Below are 24,742 nucleotides of genomic sequence, written 5' to 3'. Positions count from 1 at the left end.
ACTCCATAATGGAACTGGCTGATTGTAATGGTTTCAGCCAGTTTCGGACATTCCAGACCGTTTGGGTACTGGGATGTTCTTTTTTAGAGACTTTCACCAGTTAGAGATGAACTTCGCACTGTCCAGTCACTCCAAATTTGGGTAGATAGGCGGAACATTTCTACCTACTAATTGTTATGGTGACTAGAAACGCTTAAAGAGTTAGCGTCTCAATGTTTGGAGATATCATGAGTCAGCTAAAAGAACTTTATCAAGAACAACTACAGGAAATATATAGGCTTAATGAGATTGAATTTCCCGATTCTTTTTTTGCATTAGGTGATTTTATCTTGTCGCTATCAACCGATGAACAAGAAGATTTTTGGAGTTCTCTTTTAAATTTATACCCGACTGGTCCACTTCAGTGCTTGTTAGACCTTGCTCAAGGTAGTTTTACCAGACCTGAACATGCACACACAGAGTTCTATTGGTTGGTTTACGATCAATATTACATGGATCTCCCAGAGTTCCTCACTTGTTTTACCACTGATACGGCAGGTCAACATTGGGGGCTATTACTGGATGACCCAGCTTTAGGGTTTCGCGGAGTGGGTTACTTTTACAATGCCGATCCATCATCCATGGTTATCTATGACAGTATTTTAGATATGATTAATGCTAGGTTTGATGATGCTATAGAAGATTGTGAAGCATGGATAGCAAGAGATTTCGATGCTGAAACCTATCGTGAATATCTAGAATGTGCTCAATTGTGGAAACCACGGTTTAATATCAAGTCAGATTGAATAGCCACAATATATGACCAGAGAAAATAAGCTGCATACCTTGTGATTTTAAGATTGTGCAGAAATAGATATTGTGGGCCTTCTCGACAACTTGATATAAGCAATTCATTGCCGACAATGGATTCAATCTTCATGATGGTAGACCCGTTGGAATTGAGTCTAAAACTGGCTTGAGTATTATCCCTGCTGCTCATCTAAGTGCAGAGCAAAGCCAACAAGCAGTTGCAATGTTAGAGGAAGGGCGTTGCCTGTGGTACTGGGATAAACAAAGCAAAGAAGAAAATCGAGCTAGAACGAACCAAGCTCGCGATCTCATGCAAGCAGCATACGAGCTGATGGGCCGACCTAAGCTCATAGAGATTTTGAATGTATTTCATGGACAGAGGTTAGAGATGATCGCTCAACGCGAAGGAAGTTAGCTATCAGATGATAATTTATTGCCCATGAGGTAGAATGCAGACACGTTACTGTTTGGTCTTTAGGTTCCAATGCGGCTTGATTAAATTTAGGTGCGATCGCATTTCGCAACGCATATAATGAGTCTTTTTGCGACAAAATTGAATTAATCGAGGTGCCCTTATAAAGTCAGATATTATGCGCCCAACCGTTTACTATTTTGAGATTCCGGTCAATGACCTAGATCGTGCGATCGCTTTCTACAGCGCGGTTTTTGGTTGCCAGTTCGAGCGTGTTGACGTTGACGGCAACCAAATGGCTAACTTTCCCTCGTTGGAGGGAGCATCTGGTGCGTCTGGTGCTTTAGCTAAAGGGGATAGCTATGTTCCAGGCACACAAGGAGTTCGAGTTTACTTTGATACTGACAACATAGATGAAACGCTTGCTAATGCGGTAGCTGCAGGCGGAAAAGTGTTGTATCCAAAAACAGCCATTGGTGAGCTTGGCTGGGTGGCGGAGTTTGAAGATAGTGAAGGCAACTGTATTGCTCTGAGTCAACCATTGTCGGACTGAAGATAAGTGAATCGTTGCAAAAACGCTACCTCCCCACTGGTAGGCGGTGCCCTGGCTAAATCTGCATCCTTACCCTCATAAATCTGATAGAATTTTTATTCCTACCATTGCTCTTAGAAAGCTGCATTATGATACGCAGAAATCTAGACGAGTAGTGAAAGGTCTACGGAAGGGTATGAGTAGTTTTGGGGATCATCTCTAAATGTCACGACATAGTAATCGCGTTCAGAAGACCGAACTGAAGTTTCAGCTTTGGGGATGGGCTTTATTCATCCTGTCGGCGAGCTTTTTTGTGGCGGCAAGTATTAGATTGGGAGATATATTAAGTCTCTTAGGTAGTTTATTTTTCCTTTTTGCTTGTTTCTTGTTTGTGATTCCCTTAATTCTTATACGGGAGTAATGGGTTGCTAAAGCCTCCCTTTTTTTGGGTGTCACCAGCACTTGCCGGGACATCTGAGCCTATTTCTCGTTGACGTAGGTTTGTAATCATTGCTCAGAGACCTGGGTCACACAGGCAATGCCCGCTAGAGAGAGGCGTTCTAAAAGCAAGCGGTCGATAAGTTACCGACTGGCTTGGTCAATCACTTTTTTACTGGGTTGTTCAATGAACTATCAGTCACATTCGTGGTATTTGAGGGGAAGAATGGCGCACCCTCCTCGAAACCAGGTTGTGTTTATTGAGCGGCACCTTAAGGCTGATGATATCCGGCAACAGCTGATAGCTTGTCTGGCCTAATACTTAGGAGTTGTTAAAAATTAAGCCCATGGTTTTAGCTAGGGTAATCATAACAACTTCATGGGTTGCGCTTAAAACTGTCTTGACCATTCTTTGGGCCAGCGTTCGACGACAACTTTTGTTTGGGTAAAGAATTCGACAGCATGCTGACTTTGACCGTGGAGGTCTCCATAAAAGCTCTCTTTCCAACCGCTAAAGGGAAAGAACGCCATGGGTGCGGCGACGCCAATGTTGATGCCGATATTGCCTGCGGCGGCTTCGTAGCGAAACTTGCGAGCGGCCGCTCCTGAGTTGGTAAAGAGGCAGGCCATATTACCCCAGCGGCTTTGGTTTACCAGGGTAATGGCGTCATCCAGGGTATTGGCATGGAGTAGGCCCAATACCGGGCCAAAGATTTCAGTCGTTGCCACATCTCCTTGGAGGGGAATGTCCTGTAGCAGGGTGGGGCGGATAAAGTTGCCTTGTTCATGGCCGGGGATTTGGGGATCGCGACCATCGACTAGCAGGTTGCCGCCTTCGTCAATACCTTTTTGGATTAGGGTTTGGATGCGATCGCAACTCCCCTGATTAATCACCGCCCCCATCTGTACCCCATCATCCAGACCATTGCCCACCACTCGCTGCTGGGCGGCGGACACCATGGCATCGGTAAAATCAGCCTTAACCGAACCCACTGTAATCGCCAGGGACGCTGCCAAACATCGCTGACCAGCACAACCAAAGGCACTATCCGCCACAATCCGAGTCGTCATCTCCAGATCGGCATCGGGCAAAATCACCACCGGATTTTTTGCTCCCCCCTGGCACTGCACCCGTTTGCCAGTCTCCGCTGCTCGGCTGTAGATATAGCGCGCCACCGGACTAGACCCCACAAAGCTAATGGCCTTAACCGTTGGATGATCCAGCAGGGCATCCACAACGGTCTTACTGCCATGCACCAGGTTCACCACCCCAGCCGGTAATCCCGTTTGGTGAATCAGCTCTGTAATCCGTTGCATCGTTTGGGGCACTTTCTCCGATGGCTTGATGATGCAGGTGTTGCCACAGGCAATGGCGTAGGGAAAAAACCAAAAGGGAATCATCGCCGGAAAGTTAAAGGGGGCAATAATGCCAACTACACCTAAGGGCTGACGAATCATGATTTCATCAATGCCCTGGGCAATGTCTTCTGAGTTTACCCCCTGCATCAGGATGGGAATACCACAGGCAACTTCCACATTTTCAATCGCCCGTTGCAATTCTCCCTCGGATTCTTTTAAGGTTTTGCCACATTCTACGGTGATAGTTTTGGCAATCTCATCCCGGTGTTCTTCTAGAAGAGTTTTGAGTTTAAAGAGATATTGAATGCGCTCGGTGGGAGGAACCCGTCGCCAGGCAGTAAAGGCCTCACTGGCCATGGTAACAGCTTGATCCAGGTCACTAGCTAAGGATAGGGGAACTTCTGCCAGAACATCGTTGGTAGCGGGGTTAATGACATCGAGATAATCGGTGGTTTTGGAGAGGTGCCACTCACCAGCAATATAATTTCTCAGTTGTTTCATGATAGTTATTTCCTAGCAGTTAAAGGTCAAATACAACACTGAACAGACCAACCAACACCTTTCCCCTCCTGGGAGGGGCGGCGGGGTGGGTTCTCGACAGATAGTGCCAACGGTTAACCCACCCCGCCTTCGGCACCCCTCCCAGGAGGGGAACCACCCCGTCTTCGGCACCCTTCCCAGGAGGGGAACCCACCCCGCCTTCGGCAACCCTCCCAGGAGGGGAGACCCACTCACCAGCAATATAACTTCTCAGTTGTTTCATGATAGTTATTTTCTAGCAGTTAAAGGGCGAATACAACACTGAACAAGCCAACCAACACCTTTCCCCTCCTGGGAGGGGCAACGGGGTGGGTCCTCGACAGATAGTGCCAACGGTTAACCCACCCCGCCTTCGGCACCCCTCCCAGGAGGGGAACCCACCCCGCCTTCGGCACCCCTCCCAGGAGGGGAACCCACCCCGCCTTCGGCACCCCTCCCAGGAGGGGAACCCACCCCGCCTTCGGCACCCCTCCCAGGAGGGGAGACCCACTCACCAGCAATATAACTTCTCAGTTGTTTCATGATAGTCACTTCCTATCAGTTAAAGGTCAAATACAACACTGAACAAGCTACCAACAACTTTCCCCTCCTGGGAGGGGCAACGGGGTGGGTTCTCGACAGATAGCGCTAACGGTTAACCCACCCCGCCTTCGGCACCCCTCCCAGGAGGGGAGACCCACCCCGCCTTCGGCACCCCTCCCAGGAGGGGAGACCCACCCCGCCTTCGGCACCCCTCCCAGGAGGGGAGACCCACCCCGCCCGTTGGGCATCCCGCCCAGGAGGGGATTTATTAGCTTTATTGAGTGCCAAACATCCGATCTCCGGCATCTCCTAAACCTGGCAAAATGTAGCCGTGTTCGTCGAGTTTGTCGTCAATGGCGGCAGTAAATACAGGCACATCGGGATGTTCTTCGTGAAATGCTTTAATGCCTTCTGGGGCTGCCAAGAGACAGACAAACTTAATGGACTGGGGACGGGTTTCTTTGAGGCGATGGACGGCTGCGATCGCAGTATTGCCCGTAGCCATCATCGGGTCCACAATCAGCATATCCCGCTCACTGACATCATCAGGTACCCTAAAGTAATATTCCACCGGCATCAGCATCCGAGGATCGCGGTAAAGGCCAATGTGCCCCACCCGAGCCGAGGGAATTAGCTTTAGCATCCCGTCTAAAATCCCCTGGCCCGCCCGCATAATGGAAATCAACACCAGCTTTTTGCCCGCTAACATGGGCGATGTTGTAGCTGCAAAGGGCGTTTCAATGGGCACCATTGCCATGGGCAGCTCCCGGGTCACCTCATAGGCCAACAACAGACTAATCTCTTCTAATAGCTGTCGAAATTTAGCGGTACTCGTCTCTTTTTGACGCATCAGGGTGAGCTTATGCTGCACCAAGGGATGGTCAATGCGGGTTACTAGTTTATCCATGTAGATGAAACCTTGAAGGGTCAAAAAAGAGAATGGGGAGAATACCGCAGGCTGGGCACGGCTTACCAAAGGAAAAGTTATCAAGCAGAAGACGTCTAAAACACCGTGCCATCACTTTCAATTGCAATGGGTGGCACCCCCGAGGGTCTTAGCTGTTTAGCAATGCGTCGCCCGGCGGCCCAGGTACCTCCTTCCAATACTTTGATCAAAGGAAGTTCTTCAGGGGATTTGTTGAGCAACTGTTGGACCCGGGCTCCAATCATGTCCAACATGGTCAACGTTAAGGCTCGCCATTCCACAATCACAGGGGAACCCGGTAGATGCGACTGACTGGTCACCCCAGGATGTTTGGGAACCAGCAAGCCTAAATCCACACATAGACCACCGTTGCGATATTCCGCCAATCCAGTGAGAGCATTGAGATTTGTCACCGTCACCCCAGCGACGGCTAACGGTTCCACCAAGGAATAGGTTAACCATTGGGAAAGCTTGTGAAATGGCACCAGATTTGTCCCTGGCCCTGTTTCCGTCAGCCCTGGATGGGACCAAACATCGCCCAGATTCGTCCCACCCAGGGTGGCGCGACCGGGCCAGATAGAGCTAAGGCTTTCTAGGACCTCCGTCAGCAGATGGCCCGCATCCACGGTGTAGCCATAGCGCTGGATTAAATAGTCCAATAGATTGCCGGGGCGGGCAGCACCGGAGCCAAAGCGCTCTGGCTGACTGGCCAGGGCAGCACCGAGCTGATGCAACAGCGTGAGTCGACCGGATAGACCCACAATCGGATTGTCATCCCTAACCTGGAAAACTTGCACCAGATCGCCTATGGCCAGTTGTTGGATGCCAGGGGCATCGACCTGATGCAGCGATACAGTATCCGACGAAAAGAAACCTCGCTCAAAGGCCCGCAAACTAGCAACGGCCAACCCTTCGGAACGGGCCAAGACCTCATGGGTGCCACAGTCCTGATAGCGCCACTGGCTCCCGGCTCCAGCATCTAAGAGGACACTGACCATGGCAAGGTCGAGTTGGGCTTTGGCAGACGCTTGATCAACCGCTGGCTGTCCCTCATTCCCACGGGGGCTTAAGGGAGGGCTCAATCGCGCTGGGCCAAAGTGCCGCCAACGACTGTGGAAGGGAACATCAAAGTCGGGATACAGCTGCTGAGTGGTTTCGACCACATACTCCGCCACCGGATCTAAGCGGTCGAGATTGCAGGTGAAATGCTCTAACTTATTAGCTTGGCACAGTTGAAACAGTTGGTGGGTGCGATCGCGAATTGCCTGGGGCTGTCGTAAATAGGCAATGGCCGCCTGTTCTGCTGGTGTCATGACCGATCCTCAGACATCGTCATATTGTCGACCAACCGTTTGGGTCAATGCCGCCTCATCCGGCACCTCGCCTTCGGTATAGTATCCCGCTGCCTTCTTTGCCTTCATTTCCACCTGGGCATCCGCTGGAATTAACTCCTCGGGGATGGAGATCCGCTCCACGATTTCAATCCCCGACTGGGTAACCGCGTCATATTTCAGATTACTCATGGACACAAACTGGTCGATGCGCGTCATCCCCAGCCAGTGCATCACATCTGGCATCAGCTCCTGAAACCGCATATCCTGCACCCCGGCCACACATTCAGTCCGGGTAAAGTAAGTATCGGCGCGATCACCCCCTACCTGGCGTTTGCGGGCGTTATACACCAAAAACTTAGTCACCTCCCCCAGGGCACGCCCCTCTTTACGAGAATAAATAATCACCCCAGCACCACCGGCCTGGGCCGTTGCCAGCGCCACCTCAATGCCATGGACTAAATAGGGCCGACAGGTACAAATGTCAGAGCCAAACACATCAGAGCCATTACACTCATCGTGAATCCTAACGGACAAAGGACGGTCCGGATCCGTAATGGCCTCAACATCCCCCAGAATGTAGACCGTGTGGCCACCAATGGGGGGCAAGAACACCTGCAGATCGGGGCGAGTGACCAGCTCTGGAAACATGCCTCCAGTTTGCTCAAACAGCGTGCGACGGAGGTCACTTTCCTTGACATCAAACCGCTTCGCAATCCCCGGCAGATGCCACACGGGCTCGATGGCGGCTTTAGTAGCTACTAATTCTCCCCCCGCCTTGAGGATTTTGCCATCCACCTTGATGCGTCCTTGATTAACCCCATCTTGGAGTTCTGGAATATTGATGTGGGCTTTAGTAATGGCAATGGAGGGACGAATGTCGTAACCCTCTGCTTGCAAGTCGGCAAACAGCCCATTATCCAATGCCCCAAATGGGTCCAAGGAAATAATTTTGTCCGGCTCTGTCCAGCTAGGATGGGGGCCAATGGACACCGTCGGTGCAGTATTGGTCAGATCAGCCCGGTGATCGCGCTCCAGACTACCACTGGCAATGGCCAACGCTCGATACACCGCATAGCCCCCGGAATGGGTGCCAATCACATTGCGATGGGCGCGGTTCCATAGGGTGGCAATGATGGGTCCCCGTTCATTGGGGTCAGTCTCCCCCCACTTGATTGCGATGGCATCTTGACCAAAGTTACCTGGGTGAGAGGTTAAAACAATGTGCTTATGTCGAGGTGGTTGTGCTGTTGCCATGGTAGAACCCGTTTGTCAACGAATCCTTAAATTACCCTATTTTTAGGGGCCTTGACTGTAATGGAGATAGCAGTCTTATTTGAATAACTGTTTATTAAGATGTGCTTGCAAGTTTCACCTAAGTAATTTCTCTAGAAGAAAAGTCATTGTTCTGAACTTAGACAAAATTGACTGAGGTCAATAGAAGGTCGAAAGCGCCCATAAACCCTAGGTGACCCATTGTATACAACAGTCTCTTCATAAAAAATTTTAATGCTTCCCATAGGGAATCGATCCTGGCCGATCACTCATTTCTTTAAGAGATTTCGACCATTCCCATCATGCCTTGATCTTCATAAGCCAGGCTGTGACAGGGATAAACGGTACGTCCCGAAAAATCTTCAAGCCGTACGCCCATAACAACTAGTTCATAGCCTTTAATAGTAGGTGTCTATTGCCACGAAAAACAGGACCTTCTTTTAGAAAAACCGTGGGTTAAATGCTGTTTGGAGAGACGAAAGGATAGTCGGCACAAGTGTACTACATTGAACTAACAATATGGTTTACCAAACCTTAGCCATCTGAAGTGAAAAGCCTGGTAATTCAGGATCGCAGTTAACGCTATCAGGATCTGTCAAAATTTCAGGTGACTGACCAGGACGATAGATATGTACAGTACGACTCTTGCGGTTAACCAGTAGTCCTAATGCTGCGCCGTTGTCGATGTATTCCTCCATCTTCTCCTGTAATGTTGTAATGGCATCGCTGGCAGAACGTAACTCCACAACAAAGTCAGGACAAATTGGCGCAAACGATGCCTGCTGCTCTTGCGACAGTGCATTCCATCGCTCCAGTTTTACCCAGGCAACATCGGGCGATCTAGTTGCACCATTGGGTAGGGTAAACCCTGAACTGGAGTCAAACACCTCACCTGTACCATTTTGATCGGACCAATTTGCCACCTGCTGGGCAATTTTAAGGTTCCGATTGCCAGTATCTGAAAATGCTGGAGGCATAACGATTACTTCACCGGTCGCTGTCCGCTCAATACGCAAATCTCGATTTGACCGGCAAAATCCATAGAACTGCTCATCTGTCATCTTGGCTTGGGACATCAGCGATGATAAGTCCACGGTCAGAGGCGTTAGATCAGATTTGATCTGCATGCTAGTCATGACATCTTGAGTTCCAGGCCAAATAGAGGGGTATCAACTTAAATCGGAAAATCCTGGCTAGGTGAGGAACCAGGAGCCAGAAGCCAGTGAGGCCCTGATTCCTGACTTCTGACTTCTGAATACTATCCTTGGGAAAACGTCCCGCTTTGAGTTGGTACCCAAATAGAGCTTTCTCCAATTGTATTAAACTTTGTCCACGTCCAGAACTGTAGTTTTTTTCGTGGGAAACCTCCAGGTTTCAACTTGGACGTGGTTTAGATTCTTTGCCATTGCTGACTTCCGGTATGATTTTGCCTCAACGAGTCCATTGCCCATTAGTCCATGGCTCATGATTGGACTTCGTCAAGCTGGCGAAGATCTGGCGGTGGTGAAAGCAGTAGGCATAATTGGCATCCCCTACTTATCTGGATGTAGGCTCTCTGGATGTAGGCTCTCTGGATGTATGGCTCGCTCAATGGTTAATCCCCGTTCTGCCAGTGTCTTTTCAAAGAGAGTTGTTGGCAGTACTTGTTCCACTGGCCGTACCCCTGGTTGAGTAATTTGCCCAGTCAATAACAACTGGGCGACACTACCGGTGCCGTAGCCAGCCGCCTCTGCTGTATCCGGGTGGGTGGCGGTGGCTAAATAGGTGACGGCTTGGTCCTGGTGATAGCCCTGAATGGCTAGGCGCATGGCAATGCCGGTGCCGCTAAAGCGATCGGTTACCTGGGTCATGGCATAGCTCACCTGGGAGAGAAACTCGATTGTGGTGGGTTGCTGAAGCCAGCTGGAGGGTAAAAACGTCATCAGACCGGTGAGGTGGTTGTAGGCGTCGGGGAGGGAGCCAAATTTGGTGATGACGCTGTTCAGTTGGGGGAATGACTTGATTAAGGTGAACGCTTCAACGGTATTGAACCAGTACAGGCCAGCTCCTTTGTTGTAGGGCTCTGGAAAAGAGAGGATTTCCCGTTCGCTGTAGGGCTTAATCATTATGGTTTGGCCATTGACCTTGGCTTCAAAGGGGGTTTGCAGTTCCGTAAAGGTGGTACGCATAACCGTTATCCCGGCTCCACCGGAGCCTGCCACTAAATAGCTCAGGTGGACATGGTGGGCTTGGTCTAACTGCTCGATGCCCTGGCGCACCATGCTGTTGGAAATACCTGGAAATACTCCGGTGCTGACGATGCAGGTTACGCCTGCGGCTTGGGCTACGGTGTTAAAGGCTAAGGCTTCACGGACATAGTCGGGGCTATCGGCAACATCAATGTAGGTTTTTTTTTGTTCGATGCACTGGGCCAGGATGTTAAAGTCCCTAGAGCGAAACGGTCCGGCGCAGTGGATGACTAGATCGTGCTGTGCGATCGCATCTCTCACTTTAGCCTGGTCCACCAATGGCAGGCGTTGATACCGCTGCCGCGACTGCAACTCAAATGCTGGCTTGGATCGCCTACCGGTGAGGGTCATGGTCACCTCGGTGTGGCGCAGCAAGTCGTTCGCTACGCTACGACCGATGCGGCCACTGCCGCCAATGATAAGAACGTTTGAGGTCATGCTTAGGACAAAACAGGGAGTAAAAGAGGAGGCAAAAGAGAAAGAAAAACTGCTCTAGTTGATGCAACGGTCAGCTATGGCTGACAATAAATTAGTGCCGTTGCCGATTGCGGGGATGAACCCATCTGAAAGCATTACCCTCAGCCCAGACCTTGCAGATGAAATCATAGTTCGAATCAGCAACGCCAAACCATTACTGTTACTGATTCGGATACTGATTCGGATCAGCAACGGCCCAAATCCATTCAACCCGTCCTTCAAACCCGCCCTTCAACCCGATAACCCCCATTGCCCATGACCACTAACATGCCCCGTACCATCGCCCATCTGCCCCGGATCAACGGTTGGACCCTAGCAGTGTGGCTGATTGCTGTGCTGGTGGCATCCCCAATTTTAGTGGTGTTGAGCAGTGTGTTATCCCCCAGTGAGGGCGTATTTAGCCACTTAGCATCAACGGTGCTCTTCCAATACATTACCCATTCGCTGATTTTAATGGTGGGGGTAGGGGTGGGGGTGCTGGTGTTGGGCATTAGTACCGCCTGGCTGGTGACCATGTGTCGCTTTCCGGGCAGTCATCTATTTGAGTGGGCGTTGCTGCTACCGTTGGCCGCACCGGCCTATTTGTTGGCCTACACCTATACGGACTGGCTGGATTACTATGGGCCGGTGCAGCTGGGGTTGCGATCGCTATTTGGCTGGCAATCCACCTCCGACTATTGGTTCCCCGAAGTGCGCTCGGTGGGTGGAGCCATTGCCATGTTTAGCCTCACCTTGTATCCCTATGTCTACATGCTGGCTCGAGTAGCCTTTTTAGAACAGTCAGTATGCACCCTAGAAGCCAGCCGTTCCCTAGGGTGTGGCCCCTGGCGTAGCTTTTTCCGGGTGGCCCTCCCCCTAGCCCGACCGGCCATTATCGCAGGGCTATCCCTAGCCTTGATGGAAACCCTCAGCGACTTTGGCACCGTGGACTACTTTGGCGTCAGCACCTTCACCACCGGTATTTATCGCACCTGGTTTGGCATGGGGGCCCAAGTCGCCGCCGCCCAGCTATCCGCCATGCTGATGAGCTTTATTTTGGTCCTGATTGTCCTAGAACGGTGGTCCCGACGGCAGGCCAAATATTACCAGGCTAAAAACAGTATCCAGAGGCCCCAGGCCTATCGGTTAAGCGGCATTCGGGCCCAGGTGGCCTGTGTGGCCTGTGCCCTCCCCATTGGCCTGGGGCTGCTGCTACCCGGTGGGTTGCTAGCCCACATGACCCTCACCCATCTAGACGAAACCCTAGACAACCGATTTTTAGAACTCGCCCAGCACAGTCTAATCCTGGCTGGATTAACCGCTGCCATTGCCGTCGTGGTGGCCCTGGTGCTGGGCTATGGGGCCCGATTAAGTAAACAACGGGCTGTGAACCTAGGGGTGCGCCTGGCCTCCATGGGCTATGCCGTACCCGGTGCGGTGATTGCCGTCGGCATTTTAATTCCGGTGGTCAAACTTGATAAAGGCCTATCGGCCTGGATTGAGGCCACCACCGGCAACAATGTAGGACTCATTCTCAGTGGGACGATTACGGCGTTAATCTTTGCCTATTTAGTCAGGTTTCTGGCGGTGGCCTTGGGCACCGTGGAATCGGGCTTGAGCAAAATCCGCCCCACCATCGACGATGCCGCCCGTAGCCTAGGCTGTTCTCCCACCCAGACCCTGGTTAAAATCCACACCCCCCTCATGGCCAGCAGTTTACTCACGGCGGTCATGCTGGTGTTTGTGGATGTGATGAAAGAACTCCCCGCCACCCTGGTGATGCGACCATTTAACTTTGATACCCTGGCCATCAGGGTGTATCAATATGCCTCGGATGAACGGCTGGTGGAGGCATCGGCCCCTGCCCTGATGATTTTATTAGTGGGATTGTTGCCGGTGATTTTATTGAGCTGGCGCATTGCCCGAGAGCGATAGGCCAGGGGCAGGTCGTTCCGATTAAAGACCGCTAGTTGCGTTTTACCGGAATCTGAATATCACTGCGCTTTAACCCATTGGGAATAAACGGCCCATCATAGAAAAACCGTCGCGGGGGTCCCGCCACCCCATACTCCGGATGGGCCGCCAACCACCCCTGGAGCTGCTGCACTCCCCGCGTATATACCCCATAACCATAGCCCCCCCGCATGCCGACACTGACCACCACCATGGATGGCATATCCTCCACCTGCACATTTTGGGCCACTGCCTGGGGCACCACCTCTAAATTGCGATACAAAAACGAAACCGCCGCATCTCCCTCGGAGATCGCTCCCGTCTGTAGGGTTGCCGCTGGGTACCGGGTCTCCACCGGAGCTGTCATCGAAATATTATTGTCGCTAATGTGGCGAAACAAGGGGGAAAACCCACGGGATGGGGCTTGGGCTAGGTCGCCCCGCACCTGCACCGTCGCCGCCCGATAGGCCGGATACTGCTTTAGTTCAATCTCTCCCTTGGCAGTCGGTGGCGGAAACCCCTCCGGCAAGGGTGCTGAGGCTGCCCGGTAGCCCCAGGTCAGCAGCGCCCCTAAACCAACGATTACCCCAACGATTAGTAGTGCCTGACTTAGTTTCATCACCTTTAGCGATTATTGAACTGACCAGCCCTCACGGCCCCTTTAGTATGGTACTCAATCCCAGCTGGGTCTCCCTTGCCGGATTACCCTCCCGGTCGGTGACCCCACCGTAATTTCAGAGGGATTTCACAGTGACCTGAGAGTGACCTGGGACTTGCGATCGCACTACCATAGTAAGCAGGCGGGAGAATCAGCCACGCCAAATTTGAACAGTACTTGAGGAGGGCTTGACCTAGGGTGCCAATGCGACCACACCGGATCCATCTGACCGCTAGGAGCCAAGCCAAGAACGGCGCTCCCCTGCTAATTTTTTTGCCGGGTATGGACGGCAGTGATTTGTCGTTGCAAAGTCAGACGGCCGAACTAGCCATCGCCTTCGATGCCCGTTGTTTTTGCATTCCAGAGGATGACACAACGGACTGGGTGGGGTTGGTAAAACGTCTGGTGGAATTAGTTGCCATCGAACAACAGGCCCAGCCCCAGCGACCGATTTACCTCTGTGGGGAGTCCTTTGGCGCTTGTTTGGCCCTGAAGGTCATGGGCGATCGCCCAGACCTATTTGAGCGATTGATTTTGATCAATCCAGCCTCGTCCTTTAACCGTCAGCCTTGGCAGGGCTTGGTGCCCCTAGTCCAGTGGGTGCCGAGCATCACATACCCATTTGCCGCCCTGGGGCTACTGCCCTTTTTAACCGCCCTAGACCGCATATCTACGCCCAATCGTCAGGCGCTGCTGCAGTCGATGCAACGGGTGACTCCAAAGACAACGGCTTGGCGGATGACGTTGTTAAGAGAGTTTCAAATCAGTCCGGTCCGCTTGGCCCAGGTGACAGTACCAGTGCTTTTGGTGGCGTCCACCGCCGATCGGTTACTGCCCTCGGTGAATGAGGTGAAGCGGTTGGCGCGCATTTTTCCCCATGCCCAAACCACTTTCCTCAAGCATAGTGGCCATATCTGTCTATTGGAGTCGGAGGTAAGTCTTTATCAGATTCTGCAACAGTCTCAGTTTGTGCCTGCAGTGGCAGTTTAGGGGTACCAACTCAAAGCGAGACGTTTTCCCAAGGATAGTATTCTGAAATCAGGAGTCAGAAGTCAGTGCCTTACTGGCTTCTGGCCCCTGATTCCCCACCTAGCCAGGATTTTCCGGATTAAGTTGAGACCCGACTTCAAGACTACTTCCGAGGGAATATCAAGCAGACCGTTTTATTGCATCGGTGTCCAATCCCCCGAAGGGATAAACGCCGCCCAATAATATGGGTGTTCATATTCCCCATCCAACATCGCCAGTTGAATCTCCCTTAGGGCCTCACTGCGGCCTCGATTTGCCTGTAGCTGCTGGTAATAACCCACCATCAAATCCTTAGTCGCCAGATCATTCACCTGCCACAGGCTCAAAATCTGGGTCTGCGCTCCGGCCATCACAAACGCCCGCCGTAAACCATACACCCCAGCGCCATTGCGGACCTCACCCACCCCGGTTTCACAGGCGGACAACACCACTAGCTGGGTGCCATGCAAGTTCAAATTCGCCGCTTCCAACGCCGTCAGTACTCCATCCTCAGACCCACTGCTGCGCTGATTAAACCCAGCCAATGCCAACCCCGACCGCAATAAGGGATCGCTCAAGGAACCCGTCCCTATCTCTTCTGCCCCCCGAAAAGACGGCTGGCTGGTCCCGAAGGTCTCCTGATCCTTGAGGAAAAATCCATGGGTAGCAATGTGTAGAATGCTCGGTCCCTGCACCCCCTTCAGGCTATTTTCCGTTGCCTGGGCTCCCGTCAGTAGGGTGACCTGGGCCAACTGCTGAGAAATCTCCTCCGCCTCCACGGCAGTCCCTGCCAATGGCCCAAACCTCAGGCTAGTCAAGTCCGCCGCCCGCTCACCGCTACCCCGGTTGGATGTTGTTGCCACCAAGGTTTGTTCTGCTGTTTGGACGGCATTGTCATAGTCTGGATTCGCCATTAGCACCGGTGCCTGCCGACTGGCAACGGCCCCATCCAACCGCAGCAAATCACGCCCGGAAGTGAGGTAGGTGATGTGATAATCTTCCAACAGATACCCGCCATCCTCATCCACCAATGCGGCAAAAGGAATTAGATTCAGCTGACCATCGGGAGCCAATAACAAATGGTCTACCCCTGCTAGTTCTGGCGCCAACGGGGCAAACAACTGATCATACAACTGCCGCGCTACGGGCTTTAGCCGCTGACTTCTCGTTTGTAATAACTGTCTAAACTCAGTCAGGGTGTTGTCGATGGCTACCGCCTCCCCCAAATCGCGCCAAGCAATCTCCCCTGACGGCTTTAGCACATAGGCCGCATAGCGCAACTCCCCAAAGGTTTCTGCCCCCTCTTGGTCAAACACAATGGGGTTGTAGGCAACAAACTCCACTAGGGCTCCATCTTCGGGAATTTGCCGTTGAACATTCTCCAGGGAAATCTCTTGGAAGGCCTGGCGAAACTGGCTGCTGCGATTGCCCAGGCTGGTTTCTAACTGGCTGGACTGGGCTTCTAGAGCATTGATTTTGGCTTGGTACTCTTCTGGTGAGAGGGCACCGATGCCGCTGACCACTAGGGTGGCGAGTTGCGATCGCACCCCGCCCCACTGATCCAACAACGCCTGATCCTCAGGTTCTAATCCCTGGCGCAGGGCCTGTAAGCCATCGGTAACGGCCTCCAGCACCCGACCCTTGCGCTGCAAAATGGCCTGGAGCGCAATGGCCTCGCCCCCAGGAGTAGCCGTCTCCGGCGTGAGATGAAACGACACATAGCTATCTAGCAGAGGCAGGGTATTAAAGAACGCAGCCTTGGCCGCTTCAGACCCGGTGGATAACATCAGATTCAGATTATAGTTCTCCACCTCCAGAGACTGGTTTAAATAGGGCATAGACCGCTGGGGCTGCCCTTGGCTGTAATACAGTCTGGCCAAGTTATCAAATAATAAGGTAAGGCGAGGATGTTTCTCTCCCAGGGTGGTTTTCATGATTGCCAATGCCTCTAGGAAATAGGCCTCTGCCTGGTCATACTGCTTCCGTCTGCCGCTCAGTAGCCCCAGGTTATTGAGGGTGAGGGCGGTCTCCGGGTGACCATTGGGAAACACCTTTTGCTGCACTGTCAGCGCCCTTTCTAAATAGGTGGTAGCTTCGGGTAGGTCACCGCGAATGCGATGGGCTTCCCCCAGGTTGTTGAGCATCAGACCCACGTGGGGATGCTCGCCCCCAAAGTTGGTCTCAAAACTCGCCAATGCCGCCGTCTGCCATTCAATTGCCCGGTCATAGTCCCCCACACCGTAGGCCAACAGGGCCATATTGTTGAGGGTGGTGGCCAGCTCAGGATGCAGCGGCTGCAGGGCCTGGATTTGAATCGTTAGCGCTCGCTCATAGAGGGGCAAGGCCGCGTCATAATTCCCCTGGGTGCGATATAGCTCGGCCCAGTTGTTCAGCACTAGCGCCAAGCTAGGATGGTCTGGCCCCAAGGTATTTTCTAGAATGGTAACGGCCTGCTCCAATCGCGGTGCCGCCTCGCGATAGCGACCTTGAACCGTGTAGACCAAGCCGAGGTTGTTGAGGGTGCCGGCATATTCGGGATGATTTTCCCCCAGGGTTTTGGCCTGCAAATTTAGGGCCTTCAGCCCGGTGGCTTCAGCCTCTGCCAACCGCCCTGCCAATCGATACAGCTCCCCCAACCGGTTTAACAAGCTGCCTATGGGTAACGACTCTGAGCCAAAAAACTGTTGAGCCAGGGCGAGACTATCTTGAAAATAAGCCTCCGCCTCGTCATAACGGCCCTGGAGCTGATATAGCGCACCAAAACTACCCAGGGTGTAGAGAACGGCTGGATGTTGTTCCCCATAGGCCTTCACCTGAATCGCTAAAGCCTTTTGGTAGAGGTCTTCCACCTCCTCATAGCGACCTTGCACCTGGTATAAATTGCCCAGGTTTAGCAAGGCCTGGGCCAGGTTTGGATGGGTCTCCCCAAAGGCATTCCGGTAAATGTCAATTGCCCGTAGGAACAACTCTTCTGCCGCTGCGTAGTTACCCCGTTGTTGTTCTGCTAGGCCCAAATTTCCGCTGGCTAACCCCACATCCGGCGCATCCGCCCCACTGGATTGGATCGTCTGCTGAATGGACCGCTGGTAATAGTCCACTGCTAGATCGTAGCGACCCTGGTTGCGATACAGTTCTCCTAAATTGTTGTAGGTCAAGGCCAAGGTGCCAGGAACACCGGCCTTTTCCAGAATGGCAATCACCTGCTGGAACAGGGGTTCCGCCTCTCCATAACGCCCCAACTGTAGGTAAATTAGCCCCAGGTTATTCAATGGGGTGGCCAGTTCTGGATGATCTTCCGGAAAACTCCGGCCATAGAGCTCTAGGGCTTGCAAATACATCGGTTCTGCCAGGTCAAAATTGCCCAATACCCGGTTGACCTCCGCCACATTGTTCAGAGCCACCGCCAGGAGAGGATTGTCGGCGGTTAATTGCTGTTGTCGCAGGGCCAACAGCTGCTCAAAAATAATCAGAGCTTCCTGAAAACGACCCTGCTCGTAAAGGGTCAGTCCCTCAGCATTTAGTTCGGGTCCCCCGGGGACGTCCATAATGTCAGGTGCTTGGGCCAGTCTGGTGGGGGTTTGGGCCAGCGATTGACGGAAAGCAGGCTCTAGGAGGGGAACCGTGGCCGTCTTTATCGGTATAAGAGACCCTGTCCCCAAGGGGGCCACAGATTGTGGGGCCACAGATTGTGGGGTAACAGATTGTGTTGTTTGTACCGTCGTTGCCTCTGCGCCGGGCCCCAAGGGGATAATCACCAGGGCAGCCCAAGCCCAGCCTAACTTTTGCCATCTTTTGTGGACTTTTTTGTTCACCATAACGATACAAACGACAACAGGAATTAACCGTATTGTGCCGAATTTAAGGGCACCTGGTTAGTTCCTGCTGTAATTCTTTATGGGGGCACATATCCAATGCCAATGGGGGGCCGATGGAGCATGGGGCCAGACCGTAACTATTGCCAACGCCCTGAGATTATTCGCCCTGTTCCACCAGTTGTGTCAGCTGAGAACGGAGGGCATGGGCTGCCTGTCCATGGCCCACCTGTTCATAGAGCTGGGCCGCTGTTTCCCAGTCGGTGACAATGGCTTGCTGCACCTGGAGAACCCCATCGGTTTCTTCCCCTAGGGCCAGATAGGCGTTACCGCGCTGGGCGTAGAAGTCGGCAATGTCAGGATTGAGGTTAATGGCTCGGGTATAGGTTGCGATCGCACCCTCATAATCCTGCTCCGCCTCCCGGGCATGGGCTTCCAACAACAGCCGTTGGGACACGGTAGCCGTCTCCACCGTCATCCGATAGCGCACCGTCGACGGCATAGCGAAACCATCGGCCCCTGTTTCAGCCGTTGCCACCTCAGAGGCAGAGGTCTCTGCAGAGGCAGAGGTCTCTGAGGCATCCACTACCGTAAACAGAGGCTCAGCCTCATAGTCAAACAGGGGTTCAATGTTATAGGTCACCGGTCCGAGCCCATCGCCATCAGCAGCGGGCAGGGTCAACACAATCAGGTGACTAATTTTCGATTTCTGTGTTGGGTCCACCATGCGGTAACTAACCTGGTTATCCACCACCAGCGGTGTGCTCTGATCGGCCCCATACACCACCACCCGACTCACAATGGCCGGATTGTTATTGGCCAACTTGAGCTTAATCGCCACCGTTTGCCCCGCTTCAGCCGTCAGTCGATGACTCATGGGGCGATAGGTTTCAGCCGTCACCAGCTTAGTTTCCGTCGCACCAGCCTGCAACAACACCTCGGCTGACACGGGCATGGCCAAGCTCAACAGTACACCTAACACACCTAAACTACCGACTATAGACCGCATGGGGCCTCCTTTAAGGAATAACGTTGCGATAAGGAATACTCCACGAGGCGATGCCACCGTTCCAGAACAACCAGTAAACCTATATGGAACTATATGGAAACTTGACGTCCTAAATAGTGGCCAGTGAACAATCCTGGGCCATAACGCGATCAGTACACCGGCAGCAGCGGTTCCCCTGGGCCAACTGTGACTCATTCTTACAAACCGTTGCGAATCGTTGAGGGATCGGAGCGGGATCCGGAAGACTCCCATACTGTAAGTGTTGGGCACCCGAGCCTCGGGACATTGCCCTGACCCACCTCAGATTTTTTTCTTGGAGCGCTTTTTATGAAACTGGCCTATTGGATGTATGCAGGACCTGCCCACATTGGCACCTTGCGCATTGCCAGCTCATTTAAGAATGTTCACGCCATCATGCATGCTCCCCTGGGGGATGACTACTTCAATGTCATGCGCTCCATGCTGTCCCGTGAACGAGACTTTACCCCTGTAACCACCAGCGTTGTTGACCGCCATGTGTTGGCCCGTGGTTCTCAAGAAAAAGTCGTAGATAACATTACCCGCAAGGACAGGGAAGAACATCCTGACCTGATTGTTCTGACCCCCACCTGCACCTCCAGCATTTTGCAGGAGGACCTAGCCAACTTTGTGGAGCGGGCCTCGATTGACGCCCAGGGCGACGTGATGCTGGCGGATGTGAACCACTACCGGGCCAATGAGCTGCAGGCGGCGGATCGCACTCTGCAACAAATTGTTGAGTTTTATATTAATAAAGCGGCCAAGCAAGGCAACCTGCCCGAGGGAAAAACAGAAAAACCCTCGGTAAACATCATTGGTATTACCACCCTCGGTTTCCACAATAATCACGACATCACCGAGCTCAAGCGGCTGATGGCAGACCTGGGGATTGAGGTCAACGCAGTGATCCCTGAGGGGGCTTCGGTGACAGAACTGAAGAATTTGCCTAAGGCCTGGTTTAACCTGATCCCCTACCGGGAAATTGGTTCCATGACCGCCGAATATCTCCAGCGGGAATTTGAGATGCCCTATGTGGACATTACTCCCATGGGGGTGGTGGAAACGGCCCGCTGTATCCGCGCCATCCAAAAGATTCTGAATCAGCAGGGCGCGGATGCCAACTACGAAGAGTTTATTGATAACCAAACTCGGTTTGTCTCCCAGGCGGCTTGGTTCTCCCGCTCCATTGACTGCCAAAACCTGACAGGCAAGCGCTGTGTGGTCTTTGGGGACAATACCCACGCTGCCGCCCTAACCAAGGTGCTGACCCGGGAAATGGGGCTGAAGGTGGTGCTAGCCGGGACCTACTGCAAGTATGACGAAGCCTGGTTCCGTCAGGAAGTGGAAGGTTACTGCGATGAGGTGCTGATTAGTGAAGATAATGGTGCGATCGCAGATAAAATCGCCAAGCTAGAACCCGCCGCCATCTTTGGCACCCAAATGGAACGCCACGTGGGCAAACGTCTGAACATCCCCTGCGGTGTGATCGCCGCCCCCATCCACGTGCAAAACTTCCCTGTCGGCTATCGCCCCTTCCTCGGCTACGAAGGAGCCAACCAGCTCGTAGACCTGATCTACAACTCCTTTACCCTAGGCATGGAAGACCATCTGCTGGAAATCTTTGGCGGCCATGACACCAAGGAAGTCCTCACCCAAACCCTATCGGCAGAGAGCGACCTAAACTGGAGTGCCGACGGCCTCACCGAACTGAAGCGGGTGCCTGGGTTTGTCCGGGGCAAGGTCAAGCGCAATACCGAAAAGTTTGCCCGTGAGCAAGGCCATACGGAAATCACCGCCGAGGTCATGTACGCCGCCAAGGAAGCAGTTGGGGCATAAGAATTCGCGGTAGATCCATATAAGAAGTAGGGGCATACAATGCTCCTACTGTTTTGATAATCCGTTCAAACGCCCTATTGGTAATAGCTGATGGGGCATTTCTATGAGTGTAATTGGATGCAGCTTACACACCAAGAGTATAGTAATCGGCTGAAAGCATTAAGCCGATTATGCCGAACATAGCTTTTGCTATCTATAGCTTTCAGTGTTGACTGGAATTGATGATATGCCCATGCTATTGGGGTGGCTACAGCTATTTTTTAAATTGTGTGGTCAAATATGTGGTCAAAACCTATGGCACATTGTGTTTGGCACATTATGGTTAGAACATAGGATAGGACAGTTGGGATAGGGAAAATAGGCTGATAGGGAAAGAGACACCATGACAAAACCAGTCGCTGGTATACAACCTAAAGTCTTAGCATGGGCAAGGCAGCAGTCTGGTTACTCGATTAACGACATTGCCCGTAAACTCAAACGTGAACCTACAGAAGTTGCTGCTTGGGAAACAGGTGAGGCGGCCCCTACCTACGTACAGCTGGAAAAGCTGGCCTATAAATTTTATAAACGACCGTTGGCATTGTTTTTCATGCCAGCGCCACCCGAAGAACCTCCCTTAAAGCAAGAATTTCGTACATTGCCGATGGCGGAGATCGATACATTATTACCCCAGACTCGCTATTTGCTGCGCACGGCCCAGGCGTTTCAGCTTTCTCTGAGGGAGTTAAATGATGGAACAAATTCAGTAGAACAGCCAATTTTTAAGGCGATTAAATTTAGGGAAAACGTTAAGCAAACCGCCCAAAAAATACAGAATTCTTTGGGAATTGGTCTAACCGATCGAGCAGAGTGGCGCTCAGCTGATGATGCCCTTAAGGCGTGGCGACACGCGTTAGAGCAGTCAGGGGTGTATGTGTTTAAGCAATCTTTTGAGCAAAAGGCGATTTCCGGTTTTTGTCTAGTGGATGATGAATTTCCAATTATTTTCATTAACAACAGCACTGCGAAAACCCGACAGATTTTTACCCTATTCCATGAGCTGGCCCATGTATTGATGGGGGTTAATACTATTGGCAAGATAGATGACAATTATGCAGATGACTTACCTCAAGAAGACAAGAAAATCGAACAACTCTGTAATGCGCTAGCTGCGGAAATCTTGGTGCCCTTGGATGATTTTGCTATGCAGATCGATGGTGTCCAGGAATTTGATGATTCGGTTTTAGAAGGCTGGACAAATCGCTATTGGGTTAGTCGAGAGGTGATTTTACGACGGCTGCTGGATGCGGACAAGATTGCTCGGGATGAGTATGTGAGCAAAACTATCCGATGGCAAGCAGGCGCTCAACAGCCAGAGAATAAAAGACCAGGTGGAAGCTACTACGCGACCCAGGTGGCTTATTTAGGCGAAAACTATTTACGGCTGGTGTTTGACCGATATTATCAGGGTCGATTGGATGTTGATCAGGTAGCCGGGCATCTGGGAATCAAGGCTAAAAATGTCAGCGGTATTGAAGCACAGTTAACGGGCAAGGGGATTGCCGCGTGATTTACGTGTTCGATACGAGTTCGTTGATTGTGTTGAAAAATTTTTATCCAGACAATTTTCCGTCTTTTTGGCAAGCCTGGGATGAGATGGTAGAGAACGAGATAATTACGTCTGTGCGTGAAGTCAAAAATGAGCTAGAGAACCGTGACAGTCCAGATTTTATTCAGCAATGGGTGAAGGAGCACAAAACGATGTTTGAGATTCCTGGTCCTGATGCGCTGATGTTTATAGCGCAGATTTTTGCCATTAAGCATTTTCAGGCATTGATTAGTCAGCAGGCTCGACTTAGGGGTACTCCAGTCGCAGACCCGTTTGTGATTGCAGTTGCAAAGGCCAAGAGTGGCACAGGGGTAACTGAGGAACGACTTAAACCTAATGCGGCCAAGGTTCCCAATGTCTGCAAGCATTTTCAGATCCCTTGCATGAATTTGGCAGGGTTTATGGCTCAGCAAGGATGGAGGTTTTAGGAAATGCTTAGAGGCTACTTTAAAAGGTTCGTTCCAGGTATCAGATGGCCCTAAAGCTCTGAATCTATATCCTCCAAAACCTCATTCCATCGTTCCAACCTTGAAGCGCTCAATCCCATTTCTACTGCACTAGCTCAATCCCGTTCTGCTGTGTCAGAAATTTTGGCCCGCGCATCCGCAGTCGTCCTCGGGTTTTGTCGCCCCCAGACAATCACCTTTTCTCAAAATCCGGCTTTTGAATTCGGTTACAAGGCTCTGTAACCAGCTCTAGGAGCCGAAAACTGCTTTTTCTTACCCCGAACTCACGTTAATTAACCCATAGGCCCAACTTCAGTTGCCTGTAATCAGGTTCAGCAGCGTAAAATAACCTGGCAGCCAATTTCTCCCAGAGACCATGCCAGATGACGTCTATCAGCTTGCCCAAGCCAACTACCAACTAGGGCAGGAAGCCTTTGAGCGAGGCCGATATGCTGACGCCGTACAAGCCTTTGAACAAGCCCTAGAGCAGGAACACAGCTTGGCCCTCGATGGTGAACTCAAACTCTGGTTGGTCAATGCCCTAACCGCCGTCGATCGTCGGGAAGAAGCGATTGAACTCTGTGGCAAGCTGGCCCAGCATCCAGACTTTGGCGTCAGAAAGCAAAGCAAACATCTGCTCTATATCATTAAAGCCCCCAAACTACAGGCCAAGGAAGAATGGCTGACCAAAATTCCAGACCTGGCGGAGCTGCAGGATGCGGATGAAAAGCCCTGGCAAAAAGTCCCCACCAAACCCCGCCCCATCAAGCCACCGCCGCCGCCATTACCCCTCAGTGAAGTGAATACCGAAGACAGTGGCTTTGGATGGGTCGCCCTGATTGGCTCTGTGCTCTTATTAGGGGGCCTATGGTGGTTAAGTTAAGGGCCGCTATCCGACTCCTGATGGTGCTGGCATTGGCCCTCGGGCTCAGCGGCTGTGTTGACTATGAGCTGGGCATTCAGTTTGATAGCCAAACCCACGGTGTTCTGGTGCAAACCCTGCACCTAGACGAGGGGTTTGTCGCCCTCAATAGCGAAGCCCGCCAGCAGTGGCTCCAGGTATTTATCCAGGAAGCCAAAACTTTTTCAGGTAAGGTCACCTCCCTGGAGGATGGCACCCTCCAACTCCGGATTGACTTTAATAACGGGACGGACCTGGTGAAAAAGTTCAATCAGCTGTTTGCGCAAGATGGCCTCATGACCCAGGTACCAGGGGCACCACCATTGCTGGCCCATATGGACCTCACCCAGAAAAACTGGGGCGTGGCCCTAGCCAATCAGCTCCAGGCCGACATTGACCTCAGCGCCCTCGGAGCCGACAGCGCCATCGGGGATGGCGGTGCCCTAGACCGCTGGCGAGGGTTAGATCTGAGTTTTCGGATTGACTCCTTTGGGGATAGTCACCATTGGCCTTTAACACCTGGACAGATGAATAGGATTGCTACGACTTTTTGGGTGCCGAGCCCCATCGGCATCGGGGCGGTGGTGATCACGTTGCTTTGTGGAGCGGGCTATGGGGTGCGCCATGGGTTGAATCGGCGGTGAGGAAAATCGCCATCTCATCGGTGACAGTGGGGAGAGTCCACCCTGCTCTGTTTAATAAATAA

At 52.1% G+C, this 24,742-nt stretch carries 19 protein-coding genes and 1 pseudogene; 10 read left to right on the top strand and 10 right to left on the bottom strand.

Annotated elements, in window-relative coordinates; genetic code table 11:
- The first annotated feature begins 227 nt into the window (after positions 1 to 227).
- The 3 genes from VB741_RS05600 to VB741_RS05590 all read left to right on the top strand — a co-directional run bounded on the left by VB741_RS05600 (position 228) and on the right by VB741_RS05590 (position 1,754).
- Entirely contained in the window at positions 228 to 785 is a 558-nt protein-coding gene (locus tag VB741_RS05600) for a hypothetical protein (protein WP_323364165.1), read from the top strand.
- A 170-nt stretch (positions 786 to 955) separates the two neighbouring features.
- Complete coding sequence (locus VB741_RS05595; protein ID WP_323364164.1) at positions 956 to 1,204, top strand: hypothetical protein; 249 nt, start codon at positions 956 to 958, stop codon at positions 1,202 to 1,204.
- Between the two features lie 175 nt (positions 1,205 to 1,379).
- Positions 1,380 to 1,754, top strand: coding sequence for a VOC family protein (locus VB741_RS05590; RefSeq protein WP_323364163.1), 375 nt, complete (start codon positions 1,380 to 1,382; stop codon positions 1,752 to 1,754).
- Positions 1,755 to 2,216: 462 nt separating this feature from the next.
- On the opposite strand, the pseudogene VB741_RS26255 reads toward VB741_RS05590, so the two are convergent.
- The 7 genes and pseudogenes from VB741_RS26255 to VB741_RS05560 all read right to left on the bottom strand — a co-directional run.
- Positions 2,217 to 2,363, bottom strand: a pseudogene (locus tag VB741_RS26255) (IS1 family transposase); the annotation flags it as partial.
- Positions 2,364 to 2,561: 198 nt separating this feature from the next.
- Positions 2,562 to 4,031 (bottom strand): CoA-acylating methylmalonate-semialdehyde dehydrogenase, encoded by a 1,470-nt coding sequence (locus tag VB741_RS05585; RefSeq protein ID WP_323364162.1) that lies wholly within the window; start codon positions 4,029 to 4,031, stop codon positions 2,562 to 2,564.
- Positions 4,032 to 4,866: 835 nt separating this feature from the next.
- Complete coding sequence (gene upp, locus VB741_RS05580) at positions 4,867 to 5,499, bottom strand: uracil phosphoribosyltransferase (protein ID WP_323364161.1); 633 nt, start codon at positions 5,497 to 5,499, stop codon at positions 4,867 to 4,869.
- Between the two features lie 95 nt (positions 5,500 to 5,594).
- Positions 5,595 to 6,830 (bottom strand): URC4/urg3 family protein, encoded by a 1,236-nt coding sequence (locus tag VB741_RS05575; RefSeq protein ID WP_323364160.1) that lies wholly within the window; start codon positions 6,828 to 6,830, stop codon positions 5,595 to 5,597.
- A 9-nt stretch (positions 6,831 to 6,839) separates the two neighbouring features.
- Positions 6,840 to 8,105, bottom strand: coding sequence for a GTP cyclohydrolase II (locus VB741_RS05570; RefSeq protein WP_323364159.1), 1,266 nt, complete (start codon positions 8,103 to 8,105; stop codon positions 6,840 to 6,842).
- A gap of 542 nt (positions 8,106 to 8,647) precedes the next feature.
- Positions 8,648 to 9,259 (bottom strand): Uma2 family endonuclease, encoded by a 612-nt coding sequence (locus VB741_RS05565; RefSeq protein ID WP_442786294.1) that lies wholly within the window; start codon positions 9,257 to 9,259, stop codon positions 8,648 to 8,650.
- Positions 9,260 to 9,655: 396 nt separating this feature from the next.
- Positions 9,656 to 10,789: a saccharopine dehydrogenase NADP-binding domain-containing protein gene (locus VB741_RS05560; RefSeq protein ID WP_323364157.1), complete on the bottom strand. Its 1,134-nt coding sequence runs from the start codon at positions 10,787 to 10,789 to the stop codon at positions 9,656 to 9,658.
- 294 nt (positions 10,790 to 11,083) lie between these two features.
- Between VB741_RS05560 and VB741_RS05555 the strand changes: the two genes are divergently transcribed.
- Complete coding sequence (locus VB741_RS05555) at positions 11,084 to 12,742, top strand: ABC transporter permease (RefSeq protein WP_323364156.1); 1,659 nt, start codon at positions 11,084 to 11,086, stop codon at positions 12,740 to 12,742.
- A 31-nt stretch (positions 12,743 to 12,773) separates the two neighbouring features.
- Here VB741_RS05555 and VB741_RS05550 read toward each other — a convergent pair whose 3' ends face one another.
- Complete coding sequence (locus VB741_RS05550; protein ID WP_323364155.1) at positions 12,774 to 13,379, bottom strand: heme-binding protein; 606 nt, start codon at positions 13,377 to 13,379, stop codon at positions 12,774 to 12,776.
- 243 nt (positions 13,380 to 13,622) lie between these two features.
- Here VB741_RS05550 and VB741_RS05545 point away from each other — a divergent pair, with 243 nt between their 5' ends.
- Positions 13,623 to 14,408: an alpha/beta fold hydrolase gene (locus VB741_RS05545; protein WP_323364154.1), complete on the top strand. Its 786-nt coding sequence runs from the start codon at positions 13,623 to 13,625 to the stop codon at positions 14,406 to 14,408.
- Between the two features lie 173 nt (positions 14,409 to 14,581).
- Here VB741_RS05545 and VB741_RS05540 read toward each other — a convergent pair whose 3' ends face one another.
- Positions 14,582 to 18,241: a tetratricopeptide repeat protein gene (locus VB741_RS05540; RefSeq protein WP_323364153.1), complete on the bottom strand. Its 3,660-nt coding sequence runs from the start codon at positions 18,239 to 18,241 to the stop codon at positions 14,582 to 14,584.
- Between the two features lie 157 nt (positions 18,242 to 18,398).
- Positions 18,399 to 19,247: a tetratricopeptide repeat protein gene (locus VB741_RS05535; protein ID WP_323364152.1), complete on the bottom strand. Its 849-nt coding sequence runs from the start codon at positions 19,245 to 19,247 to the stop codon at positions 18,399 to 18,401.
- Positions 19,248 to 19,574: 327 nt separating this feature from the next.
- Here VB741_RS05535 and bchB point away from each other — a divergent pair, with 327 nt between their 5' ends.
- The 5 genes from bchB to VB741_RS05510 all read left to right on the top strand — a co-directional run bounded on the left by bchB (position 19,575) and on the right by VB741_RS05510 (position 24,680).
- Positions 19,575 to 21,101 (top strand): ferredoxin:protochlorophyllide reductase (ATP-dependent) subunit B, encoded by a 1,527-nt coding sequence (gene bchB / locus VB741_RS05530; protein ID WP_323364151.1) that lies wholly within the window; start codon positions 19,575 to 19,577, stop codon positions 21,099 to 21,101.
- Between the two features lie 382 nt (positions 21,102 to 21,483).
- On the top strand, positions 21,484 to 22,650 hold the full coding sequence (locus VB741_RS05525; RefSeq protein ID WP_323364150.1) for an ImmA/IrrE family metallo-endopeptidase: 1,167 nt from the start codon (positions 21,484 to 21,486) through the stop codon (positions 22,648 to 22,650).
- Positions 22,647 to 23,117 carry a PIN domain-containing protein gene (locus tag VB741_RS05520; protein WP_323364149.1) on the top strand — a complete coding sequence of 157 codons (471 nt, stop codon included), beginning with the start codon at positions 22,647 to 22,649 and terminating at the stop codon, positions 23,115 to 23,117. Before VB741_RS05525 ends, VB741_RS05520 begins: the two co-directional genes overlap by 4 nt.
- A 394-nt stretch (positions 23,118 to 23,511) precedes the next feature.
- On the top strand, positions 23,512 to 24,018 hold the full coding sequence (locus VB741_RS05515) for a tetratricopeptide repeat protein (RefSeq protein ID WP_323364148.1): 507 nt from the start codon (positions 23,512 to 23,514) through the stop codon (positions 24,016 to 24,018).
- Positions 24,003 to 24,680: a DUF3153 domain-containing protein gene (locus tag VB741_RS05510; protein ID WP_323364147.1), complete on the top strand. Its 678-nt coding sequence runs from the start codon at positions 24,003 to 24,005 to the stop codon at positions 24,678 to 24,680. The genes VB741_RS05515 and VB741_RS05510 overlap by 16 nt, the downstream gene beginning before the upstream one ends.
- Positions 24,681 to 24,742: the final 62 nt, after the last annotated feature.

Origin of the sequence: Leptothoe sp. PORK10 BA2 (assembly GCF_034932105.1) — a bacterium.
Classification (GTDB): domain Bacteria; phylum Cyanobacteriota; class Cyanobacteriia; order Phormidesmidales; family Phormidesmidaceae; genus Leptothoe.
Note: the sequence above shows the minus strand (reverse complement) of the source record. Positions and strands in the feature narration are given on the sequence as shown.

What these genes read in the sequence shown, in the direction of transcription:
- VB741_RS05555 (WP_323364156.1), top strand. Translation starts at nt 11,084, where the DNA reads ATGACCACTAACATGCCCCGTACCATCGCCCATCTGCCCCGGATCAAC.
- VB741_RS05540 (WP_323364153.1), bottom strand. Translation starts at nt 18,241, where the DNA reads ATGGTGAACAAAAAAGTCCACAAAAGATGGCAAAAGTTAGGCTGGGCT.
- VB741_RS05525 (WP_323364150.1), top strand. Translation starts at nt 21,484, where the DNA reads ATGACAAAACCAGTCGCTGGTATACAACCTAAAGTCTTAGCATGGGCA.
- VB741_RS05510 (WP_323364147.1), top strand. Translation starts at nt 24,003, where the DNA reads ATGGTGGTTAAGTTAAGGGCCGCTATCCGACTCCTGATGGTGCTGGCA.
- VB741_RS05550 (WP_323364155.1), bottom strand. Translation starts at nt 13,379, where the DNA reads ATGAAACTAAGTCAGGCACTACTAATCGTTGGGGTAATCGTTGGTTTA.
- VB741_RS05585 (WP_323364162.1), bottom strand. Translation starts at nt 4,031, where the DNA reads ATGAAACAACTGAGAAATTATATTGCTGGTGAGTGGCACCTCTCCAAA.
- VB741_RS05590 (WP_323364163.1), top strand. Translation starts at nt 1,380, where the DNA reads ATGCGCCCAACCGTTTACTATTTTGAGATTCCGGTCAATGACCTAGAT.
- upp (WP_323364161.1), bottom strand. Translation starts at nt 5,499, where the DNA reads ATGGATAAACTAGTAACCCGCATTGACCATCCCTTGGTGCAGCATAAG.
- VB741_RS05535 (WP_323364152.1), bottom strand. Translation starts at nt 19,247, where the DNA reads ATGCGGTCTATAGTCGGTAGTTTAGGTGTGTTAGGTGTACTGTTGAGC.
- VB741_RS05575 (WP_323364160.1), bottom strand. Translation starts at nt 6,830, where the DNA reads ATGACACCAGCAGAACAGGCGGCCATTGCCTATTTACGACAGCCCCAG.
- VB741_RS05545 (WP_323364154.1), top strand. Translation starts at nt 13,623, where the DNA reads ATGCGACCACACCGGATCCATCTGACCGCTAGGAGCCAAGCCAAGAAC.
- VB741_RS05515 (WP_323364148.1), top strand. Translation starts at nt 23,512, where the DNA reads ATGCCAGATGACGTCTATCAGCTTGCCCAAGCCAACTACCAACTAGGG.
- VB741_RS05570 (WP_323364159.1), bottom strand. Translation starts at nt 8,105, where the DNA reads ATGGCAACAGCACAACCACCTCGACATAAGCACATTGTTTTAACCTCT.
- VB741_RS05560 (WP_323364157.1), bottom strand. Translation starts at nt 10,789, where the DNA reads ATGACCTCAAACGTTCTTATCATTGGCGGCAGTGGCCGCATCGGTCGT.
- VB741_RS05600 (WP_323364165.1), top strand. Translation starts at nt 228, where the DNA reads ATGAGTCAGCTAAAAGAACTTTATCAAGAACAACTACAGGAAATATAT.
- VB741_RS05565 (WP_442786294.1), bottom strand. Translation starts at nt 9,259, where the DNA reads ATGACTAGCATGCAGATCAAATCTGATCTAACGCCTCTGACCGTGGAC.
- bchB (WP_323364151.1), top strand. Translation starts at nt 19,575, where the DNA reads ATGAAACTGGCCTATTGGATGTATGCAGGACCTGCCCACATTGGCACC.